Below are 10,669 nucleotides of genomic sequence, written 5' to 3' on the forward strand. Positions count from 1 at the left end.
TAAGGAGCATTTTTTTATTGTCAAAAAATAGATCCAATATATATCCGTTATTATATGAAATCATTTGTATAATAGTAGGTGAGAATTATTTTCAAAGAGGAGGTGTATAGTTAATGAAGTTAGTTATTCCGAAGCAGCATGGAGCATGGGCCATGCTTGTTATACCATTTCTATTAAGTATCATACTTGGGAAACCTACTATTTATCATATCCCACTGTTTTTAGCCTGGTTCTTTATCTATCTCGCTACGTATCCATTTCTCATGTACATAAGGAAAAGACGAAAAAAAGAATTGCTACACAATGCAATGGTGTATTCTATTATTGCACTCGTATTTGGGATGATTTCTTTATTATATGAATGGCGGATTCTTTTATTCGCAGTATTAATGATTCCATTGTTTATTGTAAATATGTATTACACTCGTCAAAAAAATGAACGAGCATTACTCAATGATATTTGTGCGATTATAGTGTTTTGTATAGGTGGTTTAATCAGTTATTATTTTTCAATGAAGCAAATCGATAAAACCGCAGTATTCATTGCACTTATTTCATTTTTGTATTTTTTAGGAAGTACGTTTTATGTGAAAACAATGATTCGTGAGAAAAATAATCCGAAGTATCGTCTCATATCTTGGGGGTATCATATTGTATTGACGGTAATTGTATTTGCTATCAATCCATGGTGTTCTCTTATATTCGTACCAAGTGTCATTCGAGCAATTATATTGTATGGCAAAAAAATTTCTATATTAAAAGTAGGGGTTTTAGAAATTGTTAATTCTGTATATTTTTTAATCATAACGGCAATAATAATGAAGTATGCCATTTGAAAAAACTTCCCATCTATTGATGGGAAGTTTTCAATCTTGTTCTAAAATGTGAACGGTATAATCACATCTTTGCAATGCTTGCTCTACGGCGTAAAGGGATTGTTCAATACGTGCGCGATTAAAATCTTTTTCAACTGTTTGTAGTGCTTCTTCTAAACAATGTTTTGCTTCTTTTAATGACTGAAAAGAATCTTGTACATATCCACGTGCGTTTTGATACATTTCATAGTCCTCCTTTTTTACTCATATACATGTAGTATGAACACTGAGGAGGAAAATATAATTTGTTATATTTATTTGACAATTAAAATGAAATTACGTATAGTTTATTATAAAGTGAATATTTTCTTATCCAGAGAGGTGGAGGGACTGGCCCGATGAAACCCAGCAACCGCGATGCAGGTGCTAATTCCAGCAGAACATTTTTGTTCTGGGAGATAAGACGAAGATATACGTAACTTCTTCTTATCGGAGAGGTTTTTTTGTTGCAAAAAAACCGATTACGAAAACATATAATAAGAAGAAAGGGGTTGCGAAGTACTGTGACACTCGAAAAATACGTAAAACTGCGTAGTACAGTTTATGAATATATGATAGAGCAAGATAAGCCAATATCATTGTTAGATATTCAAGAACATATCGTTTCGCATCATGAAGGAAAATTCACGAAAAAAATGTTACATCAATTTTATTTATCAAGATTATTAGATGAACTCAAACTGGATGGGAAAATTACTTTAGCTGATGATGAATATCGCTTTATTGAAAAAGGGGTATTTTATAAAGCGGGAAAAGGGAGCTAGGCTCTCTTTTTTTTGAAGTATGTAGTGTAAAAGACTGCTAAAGCAGCCTGATACAAGGGAATGGTGTTGAGTGTGTAGTGTCAAAGATTGAATGTGCCTGAAAGAGGCACTTCATTATCGGCTGCAAATAAAAGAGACACCTTCGCCGAATAGGTGTCAGTCGTTTTGCCATGTAGACTCGCTACTTGACAGTAATTAGAATAACATGCAAGGTTTTTGAAGTCAAAAGGGAATTAAAGGAAGAGGTGATAGGATGTACGCTTACTTATTAAAAGATATAACGAAATGGATTCCAAAGTACATTATAGATAAAGGTTATGAATATTATGAAGAGGGACATGTAGAAGATGTTGAAATACAAGATAAGAAAGTATTTGCTTTCGTTACTGGAAATGCAGGAAACTATGAAGTGATTATTGACCTTACTGATTTTACAAAAAGTAGCTGCGAGTGTCCGTATGAAAATTATTGTAAGCATATGGCGGCAGTTGTGTATGATATTCAAGGTGCTGGTGAGAGTACAGTTAAAGAACAACTGAAAGGTTTAGAAAAAGAAGAGTTACTAACAGTACTAAATCGTTTGTTACAAAGTTCGAAAAATGTCCAAATCGTAGAGAAGATGTTAAAGAATGGGGAGATTTAACTGTAGAGGGGAGTTGCTTTGTAGTGAACGTACTAATTATATACGCTCACCCTAGTCCTTCAAGCTTTAACGCGGCGATTTTAGAGCATGTGCAAAAAGGACTTGGGGAAACAAATCATTCTGTTACGCTACTTGATTTATATAAAGAACAATTTGATCCAGTGCTTGTATTTAATGAAGAGAAGAAAAGACGTGATTTAGTAAATGAAGAAGAGACAGTTCGGTACAGAACATTAGTGGAAGAAGCGGATGCGCTTCTCTTCATCTATCCGATATGGTGGTGGGGGATGCCTGCTATTTTAAAAGGGTTTATTGATCGCATTTTCGTAGCTGGATTCGCTTATAAATATGAAGGTGCCTTGCCGAAGGGCTTATTGAAAGATAAGAAGGCGTGGGTTATTAATACGTTAGATTCACCATTATGGTATGTGGCTCTATTATATCGATCAGCAGATTGGATTATGATGAAGAGAGGTGTTTTACGTTTTTGCGGCATTCGCGATATAAAACGGTCAGTTTTTCAATCTGTGAAAACGAGTAAACGAGAGAAGCGGGAAAAGTGGTTATTACAAATAGAAGAAGCGGCTCGTACATTATGAATGAAATCGATCGTATTATAAAGTGTTGCAATTGTGATGACGAACTTTTTCGTACGTATATTAATTGTTTAGTCCAATTGAAGAAGTATAGTGAAACGTTTCAACAAATTCAGATGCAATTAAGAAATGATTATTTAATAAGAGGGATTTGTGAAAGAGAAGTTGATGAGGTAGTACGGGGAAGTAAAGAATATGAAATACATTTTCTTCCTAAAGTATTACAGTGGAATTTCTTGAGGGGAAATCCACATTTGATTGAAAAAATATGTGAAGATTTTTTTGCATTTGCGGCATTAAATCTTACGGAGATAGAGTGGAAGAAGATTATAAATTGCGTGGGAAATAAGTGATTCATTATGTAAAAAAGCTAGTATAAGACTAGCTTTTCGTTTAAATAAATAAGAAACATAGACTAATGATGAAACCTGCATATAGTAAGTTAACAACGCAAAATCCCATAATATCACGAGCACCTAAACCAGCTATCGCTAATGCTGGTAACGCCCAGAAAGGTTGAATTAAATTTGTCCAAGCATCGCCCCATGCAATTGCCATCGCTGTTTTCGCAGCAGGTACACCAAGTTCAGCGCCAGCTGGAATCATAATTGGTGCTTGCACTGCCCATTGACCGCCTCCAGAAGGAACGAAAATATTAACAATTCCAGCACTTAAAAATGTAAAGAGCGGGAAAGTAGTTTCATTTGAAATGCTAATAAAGAAAGTAGAAATAGCTCCTCCAAGCGAAAGCCCTTCACTATTTACTCCAATCATCATGCCCATAATTCCAGCATAGAACGGAAACTGAAGTAAAATACCAGAAGCGCTCTTTGTTGAGTCAGAGAAAGCGCGAATATATTGAATCGGAGTACGCTGGAAAATAAGACCCGGATTATTGAAGAAGGATATTAGCTATTTTTAACGAATTTTGAATTACAAACAAATTTTATCAAAAGTGGTGAGATAATATAGAGAGTAAAACAAATTTCTTTTTGGATATGAAAATGGAAAAATGTATAGTTAGCAAGCTTCGGAGTGCTGGTTGTGTTTTCGCAGAAGATGAGACCCGGTTACTTATGTCAGAGGCATTAACTCCAGAGGACCTTATGAAAATGGTAGAAATGCGAGTCAACGGTCTACCTCTGGAATACGTTGTTGGATACACGGAGTTTTGTGGTCTACGAATAGAAGTGGATCGAGGCGTTTTTGTACCACGTAAACGTACCGAGTTCCTTGTTCATCAAACAGAGGTCCTGTCGCGTTCTAGCGATATCATTGTTGATCTATGTTGTGGATCAGGTGCTGTGGGTGCCGCACTGGCATCAGCTTTGGGACGAGTTGAATTGTATTCTGTTGACATTGACCCTATCGCAGTACAATGCGCTAGCCGTAATGTAACGAATTTTGGCGGTTATGCTTTTGAAGGTGACTTGTATAAAGCTCTACCAGACTCACTTAAGGGCCATGTAAATATCCTAGTTGCGAACGTACCTTACGTTCCTACCGAAATAATAAAGTTTCTCCCCCGGGAGGCACGCCTATATGAACCAAATGTAACGCTTGACGGAGGAGACGATGGTCTTAACATTCTACGAAGAGTCGCAGAAGAAGCTTTACTCTGGTTAGCTTTGGATGGACATCTTTTGATAGAGACGAGCGAAGTTCAGGCACCTCAGGCCTTTGAAATCTTTTCTGCTGCTGGGCTTAGCACAAAAGTCGTTAGAAACAAGGAACTGGATGCTACTGTCATTATCGGTTCTAATTCTAGCTTTTAGAGTAAATAAGCACGATTCAATGAATATAATCATTTTGATAATCAATCTCTACAAGGGGGGGAATCAGGAAAATACGGATTTACAACACTAAGAAGTGTTAATCCATAAAAAAGTGCACCTCCGATTGTTAAACTGTGTCTAATAACCGGAGATGTACTTTTTTATTTACCTTATTAAACCAAAGCATCTGTAAGCATGATAGCAAAGGATTAAAAATCACTATTTCTCCCAAAGTTCGATCAATCGACCTTCAGGATCTTTAATCCAAATAAACTTTCCAAATTCACTAATCTCTTCTTTCTTTTCAAGAGGTACACCAATATGTTCAAGATGCTGAATAGTCTCGTTTAGATTATGTACTTGGAAATTTAACATCACTTGTTGTTCTATTGGAAAATAACTGTCTTTTTCGGTAAAGAAAGAAAAGATAGTCTCAGTTCCTAATTCAGGTTTAATCACAGTCCCATTCCAATTTTCTATTTCAATCTTCAACACTTCACTGTACCATTTTTTTATAACATCGAGATTGTTAGTTCTCCAAAATATTCCTCCGAAACCTTTTATCATTGTATTTAACTCCTGTCTGTCTTTTAATTTTTAATGTGATTATGTATTCAATATATCAAAACAAAAGAGTAATAGTAAGTGGGAAATAGGGGGCCTGGAAAAATGAATAAAGCAATGATAAAAGACCGCACATGAGGTAAAAGCAATGTGCGGTCTTTTAAATATAGTACAGTATTACGAAGTTTCGCTAATTTTAGTATCTGTATGAGTGTTAGTAGCAATTCTTTTCTTTACCTTTAAGTGATAGTAGGTGTAGCAAAAGATGATAAATGGTACAGTGCAATAGATTCCTAGTCTTTGATTCGGGATAAAGATAAGACTTATTAATATAATGCCATACAATCCAAAACCAAGAATTGGTACAAGAGGATAAAGTGGAGTTTTAAATTTTAAGTTTTCTAATTTTCCACCTTCGGCTAAATAATGTTTACGGAAAAAGAATTGAGAAACACAAATTGACATCCAAACAATAATTGTAATGACTCCAGAAATTGAAATCAGCCATAAGTAAACTGTTTCAGCAGCTACAACGCTTGTCAAAAGAGAAAAAGCAGAAATAGCTATCGTTAAGATTAAAGCGTTTAGAGGTATCCCTCGTGATGATAATTTCTTTAAAAAGGCTGGAGCCATATCATTTTTTGATAATGACCAAAGCATTCGTGTTGCAGCGTACAGCCCTGAGTTTGCGACAGAAAGAACAGCAGTAAGAATAACAAAGTTCATAATATCAGCTGCATAAGGAATACCTATATTATCAAAAACAGCAACAAACGGACTCTTAGTTAATCCTGCCTCTTCCCAAGGAATTAAAGCCACAAGAACAAAGATTGCTAAGACGAAGAAAAACATCGTGCGCCATATTATATTTCTAATAGAACGAGGTAAAGTCTTTGCTGGATCTTCACTTTCACCTGCTGCGATTCCAACAAGTTCTGTACCTTGGAAGGAATAGTTGACTGTAACCATTGTTAAAAGAATAGCGGCAAGTCCATTTGGGAATAAACCACCATGATTTACGAAATTTGAAAGAAGCGGAGCGGGTTCGTTTCCTTTTAAATCAATAAAGCCGAACATAGCGGCGCCGCCAAGAATAATGAAAGCAATAATGGCAGATACTTTTATACTTGAAAACCAAAATTCTGTTTCTGCATAACTACGAGCAGATAATGCGTTAATAGTGAATATTGTAACACCAAATATTAAACACCAAACCCAGACAGGAATATCAGGAAACCAGCGCTGCATTGTAATACCAGCAGTTGTAAATTCAAGACCGGTCGTATTCGCCCAGCTTAACCAATACAACCAGCCGATTGTAAACCCAGTGGCAGGGTTAATGAATTTGGTAGCATATTCCTGGAAAGATCCTGAAACAGGCATTGCTACAGCAAGCTCACCAAGACATAACATAACAAGATACATTAATAATCCACCGGCCATAAAGGCAAGTACGGATCCACCAGGTCCAGCTTGACTTATAATAAAACCAGATCCGTTAAATAACCCCGTTCCAATCACACCACCGAGTGCAATCATGAATAAATGTCTACTTTTCATCGTGCGCTTTAATTCATTGTTTGAATTGTTTACTTGCGTCATTGTTTTCCTCACTTTCAAAATTGGTAGTATGAAAATTGATGTTTTTCCGTATTATGGAATGTATTCCGTGATGTGAAATCCTGTTATAATTTTCAGATAATTAAGAGAAAAAGTCAATATTTTTTTGTTTGCGTTTTCAAAATGTTGATAGCGTATCTTTTGTTTATTTTGAAAATTAAATAAATTAATTGATTTCAGTTTGAATTTTTGTTAAATTGATAGTTAATTAGGCTAAACATACTACAAGTAAAGTTGAGGCGAGTTATGGTACAGTCCATTGATCGAGCGATAGGTATTATTAAGTTGTTGAATTCTACAAATGAAAAAGAGTATTGGGCTATTTCTGATATAGCTGATAGAACACATCTCCCGGTTAGTACAGTACATAGATTACTGAACTCTCTAATGGAGCATGGATTAGTTACGCAAATTTCAGAAACAAAACAGTACAAGATTGGACCAATGTGGATGGAAATAGGATTACGTCAATTGGAGAAGGTAGACTACAGATCTGTTGCAAGAGAAGTGATGAAGCGTTTGGCCTCTGAAGTTGAAGAAAGTGTTTATTTGAACATTCCAAATGGAACACATTCTATTATCATTGAAAGAATTGATAGCCCTTTAAAAATTCGAGTTATCGATAACTTAGGGGAACAGATTCCACTTTCGATTGGAGCAGCAAATAAAACGATGCTTGCCAATATGAACACGAATGAAATGGAACACATTGTAGAACAATTACTTTCTTCTTTACCAGAACAAAAGCAAATCCTTTCCGATCAAATAAAGCAGATAAGAAACGAAGGGTATGCTGTGAGTTATGGTGAAAAAACAGAAGGGACAGCTTCAGTAGCTGCACCTATTATCGGATTTAATCATAAAGTAGTAGGAGCATTAAGTATTGGATTGATTAGTCATCGCATTAATGATGATCGACTATCTTTTCTTATTAGTAAGGTAAAACAAGCAGCTCATGAAATATCAATAAAAATCGGCAGAACATCAGAAGTATAATTTTGATAGCTGTCGTCATTTTTTATTCATATATTGGAATTGATTTTCATAATGCGGAAAAATAGGGGGATTTATATGTCAAAGTGGCAATCTAAAGAGCAATTGGTGCAATTATTAAGCGATCTTGTTGAAATTCCTAGTATTACAGGTTCAGAAGCTGAAGTTATATTGCCAGACTTTGTTGTAGAACAATTATCTGACTTACAGTATTTCAAACAAAATCCGCATCATTTGCAAAAAAATCCGACGGGGGATGGACGATATTTTGTTACAGCCCTAGTAAAGAAAAGTGATAGTACGAAAAACACCGTAATTCTTGTTAGTCACTTTGATGTTGTAGATGTACAAGATTACGGAGTGTGGAAAGAAGATGCATTTAACCCTAAAAAGTTAACATCTATGTTTTATTCTCATAAAGATGAGCTACCAGATCATGTACGTGAAGATATTGAACAAGGAGATTGGCTCTTTGGTAGAGGAACAATGGATATGAAATGTGGTCTAGCTTTACAAATGGCGATGGTTGAACAAGCTTGTGAAGGAAGATTTGATGGGAATGTTCTTTTATTGGCTGTTCCAGATGAAGAAGTGAACTCTGTAGGGATGAGGGCTGCTGTTCCGAGATTATTAGATTTAGCAAAAGAACACGCCTTAGATTATAAAACGGTCTTAAATTCAGAGCCTATGTTTTCAAGACATCCTGGTGACCAAAATAAGTATATTTATACTGGTTCTATTGGTAAAGTGTTACCCGGTTTCCTTTGCTATGGAAAAGAGACACATGTAGGCGAACCTTTTGCAGGGTTAAATGGGAGTTATATGGCTGCATTATTAACAGCAGAATTAGAGTTGAATACGGACCTTTGTGATATTGTAGAAGGGGAAGCGAGTCCTCCACCAACTAACTTGCTTCAAAGAGACTTAAAGGAGGATTACTCTGTACAAATTCCTCATCGTGCTGTCACATTATTTAATTTGTTTTTACTAGAAAAAACGATGACAGATGTAGTTTCATTGTTACGTCAAAAAGTAACGAAAGTAGCAGAGAAAATCGAAGAATCGTATGAGGAGCGCGCGTATCATTTTTCTAAGTATAATCCGTTCATACCGCCGAATCTCAAAGTGAATGTATTAACGTATGAAGAGCTTATCGCGTATGCAATTGAACAACATGGACAAGAAAAAATAGATGAAATTCAATCCGATATTATAAAAAATAGAGAAGATAAAGATGATCGTGCGGTAACTATTGATTTAGTAGACAAATTAGCTATCTTATGTAAAGAAAAGGCTCCAATGATTGTACTTTTCTTTGCTCCGCCATACTATCCAGCTGTGAGTTCACGCAACAATCATTTAATTAAAGAAGTAGTTGTAGAAATGGAAAAGTATGCTCACTATAATCATAGCATTTCATTTGAAAATCAAAATTATTTCGGGGGAATTTCAGATTTGAGCTATGTGGGCTTACAGAACCCATTGGATTCAATGAGTTCTCTTGTAGACAATATGCCATTATGGGATAAAGGATATTCGATTCCACTTCAGGAATTAGAAGAATTTGACGTTCCAGTATTAAATATGGGACCGGTAGGAAAAGATGCACATCAATGGACGGAGCGTTTGGACGTAAATTACGCATTTGAAACGTTATTAGATATGTTACCTATATGTATTGAAAAACTACTTGTTTCTAATAAAGTTACACAGTCATAGTTTCTGTGTAAGGGGGATAAAAAAAGACCGTAATAATACGGTCTTTTTTTGCTTAATGAATGGTGTGAAGCCTTAGCTTTATGAGAATGTGACGGTACCTCATTTATTAATGTTACTTGATCAGTAGAGAAATGGGAGAAAATTTTGATGTAAGAATTTTCTTGTCCTCTTTTTTATATTAATTATTTAACATAAAAAGCTTTAGGACTTTGCAGAGCTTTTTCTACCTCTTTTTGTGTGAGAATAGGATTGGGAATTGCTGGTACTATAGGAAGCATTAAATCATTTTCTTCGTTACTATGACCTTTAGGGTCATTTGGACAACAAGGTGATGTGCTTTCTCCATCTGCTAATCTATTTCCTCCGACAAAAAATAAGCCAATCCATTCGTTAACTCCTTGAGTATATGGGAGTGAATTTTTTATAGTATATGGATTAAAACAGTCAATTTTATCTACGAAATATTCTTCATTGAACAACTTGTATAAGTTGTATATTATTAATAAATATAGCTTGTACACTTTTCATAATGGTATTTGCTAAGTTTTTTTATAAAATAATCATGTGAAGTTAACATAACTTATTGTATCAATAGTATATATTTGCGTAGAATATCCATTTTAAGGCTTTGAAGTACCCTCCTAAATGAAAAATTTATTTCTCTAAAGTTAGTTATTTAGTGAAGTCTGCTCATTTTTTTCGTATTAGGGAAGAATGTACTTTTTAACTTGATGGGTATGGGGTAGTACACCTTTTAGTAAAACCGGAGTGGAAATGATGAGTATAAATAGTTTTGTGAGATTGATAAAGAACGAATTATTAAAAGAGGTGAGCATAAGAAGTGAGGATGAATTCGAGCCTGTAGTAGTTAAAGATATTCCTAGACTTTGGAAGTGTTTAGGGACAGGTAATTATGCCGCAGTATTTATGCACAAAGAATACAAAGATTGGGTAGTGAAAGTTTACGCGCGAGAAGGAGAAGGAATTGAAAAAGAGTCAGAAGTATACCGAAGAATCGGAAAATCATCCTTCTTAGTTCGAAAGTCTTATATATAAAAGGAGAAAATTTTCATAGTATTGAAAACGTTTTAAAAAGTAAAATTAACCTTAATACGTAATG

The 10,669-nt window shown here is 35.0% G+C and carries 12 protein-coding genes, 2 pseudogenes and 1 riboswitch; of the genes and pseudogenes, 9 read left to right on the forward strand and 5 right to left on the reverse strand.

Annotated elements, in window-relative coordinates; genetic code table 11:
• Positions 1–113: 113 nt before the first annotated feature.
• Positions 114–836 carry a YwiC-like family protein gene (locus CDB3_RS08145; RefSeq protein WP_128854062.1) on the forward strand — a complete coding sequence of 241 codons (723 nt, stop codon included), beginning with the start codon at positions 114–116 and terminating at the stop codon, positions 834–836.
• Between the two features lie 30 nt (positions 837–866).
• On the opposite strand, the gene CDB3_RS08150 is transcribed toward CDB3_RS08145, so the two are convergent.
• Complete coding sequence (locus tag CDB3_RS08150) at positions 867–1,058, reverse strand: hypothetical protein (protein WP_000284538.1); 192 nt, start codon at positions 1,056–1,058, stop codon at positions 867–869.
• Positions 1,059–1,181: 123 nt separating this feature from the next.
• Positions 1,182–1,280, forward strand: a riboswitch (SAM riboswitch).
• Positions 1,281–1,378: 98 nt separating this feature from the next.
• On the opposite strand from CDB3_RS08150, the gene CDB3_RS08155 reads away from it, so the two are divergent.
• From CDB3_RS08155 to CDB3_RS08170, 4 genes are all read left to right on the forward strand, one after another.
• Complete coding sequence (locus tag CDB3_RS08155; RefSeq protein ID WP_128854063.1) at positions 1,379–1,639, forward strand: hypothetical protein; 261 nt, start codon at positions 1,379–1,381, stop codon at positions 1,637–1,639.
• Between the two features lie 253 nt (positions 1,640–1,892).
• The gene (locus CDB3_RS08160) at positions 1,893–2,282 is read left to right on the forward strand and encodes an SWIM zinc finger family protein (RefSeq protein ID WP_128854064.1); all 390 of its coding nucleotides are present in this window, start codon (positions 1,893–1,895) and stop codon (positions 2,280–2,282) included.
• 23 nt (positions 2,283–2,305) lie between these two features.
• Positions 2,306–2,881 (forward strand): NAD(P)H-dependent oxidoreductase, encoded by a 576-nt coding sequence (locus CDB3_RS08165; protein WP_128854065.1) that lies wholly within the window; start codon positions 2,306–2,308, stop codon positions 2,879–2,881.
• Positions 2,878–3,231, forward strand: a complete 354-nt coding sequence (locus CDB3_RS08170) for a group-specific protein (protein WP_128854066.1) — start codon at positions 2,878–2,880, stop codon at positions 3,229–3,231. Before CDB3_RS08165 ends, CDB3_RS08170 begins: the two co-directional genes overlap by 4 nt.
• A gap of 40 nt (positions 3,232–3,271) precedes the next feature.
• Here CDB3_RS08170 and CDB3_RS08175 read toward each other — a convergent pair.
• Positions 3,272–3,766: pseudogene (locus CDB3_RS08175) on the reverse strand (TIGR00366 family protein); the annotation flags it as partial.
• Between the two features lie 116 nt (positions 3,767–3,882).
• Here CDB3_RS08175 and CDB3_RS08180 point away from each other — a divergent pair.
• Entirely contained in the window at positions 3,883–4,653 is a 771-nt protein-coding gene (locus CDB3_RS08180; RefSeq protein WP_128854071.1) for a putative protein N(5)-glutamine methyltransferase, read from the forward strand.
• 219 nt (positions 4,654–4,872) lie between these two features.
• Here CDB3_RS08180 and CDB3_RS08185 read toward each other — a convergent pair whose 3' ends face one another.
• Complete coding sequence (locus CDB3_RS08185; RefSeq protein WP_128854067.1) at positions 4,873–5,220, reverse strand: VOC family protein; 348 nt, start codon at positions 5,218–5,220, stop codon at positions 4,873–4,875.
• A 174-nt stretch (positions 5,221–5,394) separates the two neighbouring features.
• Entirely contained in the window at positions 5,395–6,819 is a 1,425-nt protein-coding gene (locus CDB3_RS08190; protein WP_128854068.1) for an amino acid permease, read from the reverse strand.
• Between the two features lie 264 nt (positions 6,820–7,083).
• Here CDB3_RS08190 and CDB3_RS08200 point away from each other — a divergent pair, with 264 nt between their 5' ends.
• Both CDB3_RS08200 and CDB3_RS08205 read left to right on the forward strand, forming a co-directional pair.
• Entirely contained in the window at positions 7,084–7,833 is a 750-nt protein-coding gene (locus CDB3_RS08200) for an IclR family transcriptional regulator (RefSeq protein WP_097833160.1), read from the forward strand.
• A gap of 75 nt (positions 7,834–7,908) precedes the next feature.
• Positions 7,909–9,549 (forward strand): M20/M25/M40 family metallo-hydrolase, encoded by a 1,641-nt coding sequence (locus CDB3_RS08205; protein ID WP_128854069.1) that lies wholly within the window; start codon positions 7,909–7,911, stop codon positions 9,547–9,549.
• Positions 9,550–9,731: 182 nt separating this feature from the next.
• Here the strand turns inward: CDB3_RS08205 and CDB3_RS08210 are convergent, their stop codons facing one another.
• Positions 9,732–10,028: a hypothetical protein gene (locus CDB3_RS08210; protein WP_256869689.1), complete on the reverse strand. Its 297-nt coding sequence runs from the start codon at positions 10,026–10,028 to the stop codon at positions 9,732–9,734.
• 298 nt (positions 10,029–10,326) lie between these two features.
• On the opposite strand from CDB3_RS08210, the pseudogene CDB3_RS08215 reads away from it, so the two are divergent.
• Positions 10,327–10,619, forward strand: a pseudogene (locus CDB3_RS08215) (serine/threonine protein kinase); the annotation flags it as partial.
• Between the last annotated feature and the right edge of the window lie 50 nt (positions 10,620–10,669).

The sequence above is a fragment of the Bacillus sp. CDB3 genome, assembly GCF_002081505.1.
Lineage (GTDB): Bacteria > Bacillota > Bacilli > Bacillales > Bacillaceae_G > Bacillus_A > Bacillus_A cereus_AT.

What these genes read in the sequence shown, in the direction of transcription:
- CDB3_RS08145 (WP_128854062.1), top strand. Translation starts at nt 114, where the DNA reads ATGAAGTTAGTTATTCCGAAGCAGCATGGAGCATGGGCCATGCTTGTT.
- CDB3_RS08150 (WP_000284538.1), bottom strand. Translation starts at nt 1,058, where the DNA reads ATGTATCAAAACGCACGTGGATATGTACAAGATTCTTTTCAGTCATTA.
- CDB3_RS08160 (WP_128854064.1), top strand. Translation starts at nt 1,893, where the DNA reads ATGTACGCTTACTTATTAAAAGATATAACGAAATGGATTCCAAAGTAC.
- CDB3_RS08170 (WP_128854066.1), top strand. Translation starts at nt 2,878, where the DNA reads ATGAATGAAATCGATCGTATTATAAAGTGTTGCAATTGTGATGACGAA.
- CDB3_RS08180 (WP_128854071.1), top strand. Translation starts at nt 3,883, where the DNA reads ATGGAAAAATGTATAGTTAGCAAGCTTCGGAGTGCTGGTTGTGTTTTC.
- CDB3_RS08185 (WP_128854067.1), bottom strand. Translation starts at nt 5,220, where the DNA reads ATGATAAAAGGTTTCGGAGGAATATTTTGGAGAACTAACAATCTCGAT.
- CDB3_RS08190 (WP_128854068.1), bottom strand. Translation starts at nt 6,819, where the DNA reads ATGACGCAAGTAAACAATTCAAACAATGAATTAAAGCGCACGATGAAA.
- CDB3_RS08200 (WP_097833160.1), top strand. Translation starts at nt 7,084, where the DNA reads ATGGTACAGTCCATTGATCGAGCGATAGGTATTATTAAGTTGTTGAAT.
- CDB3_RS08205 (WP_128854069.1), top strand. Translation starts at nt 7,909, where the DNA reads ATGTCAAAGTGGCAATCTAAAGAGCAATTGGTGCAATTATTAAGCGAT.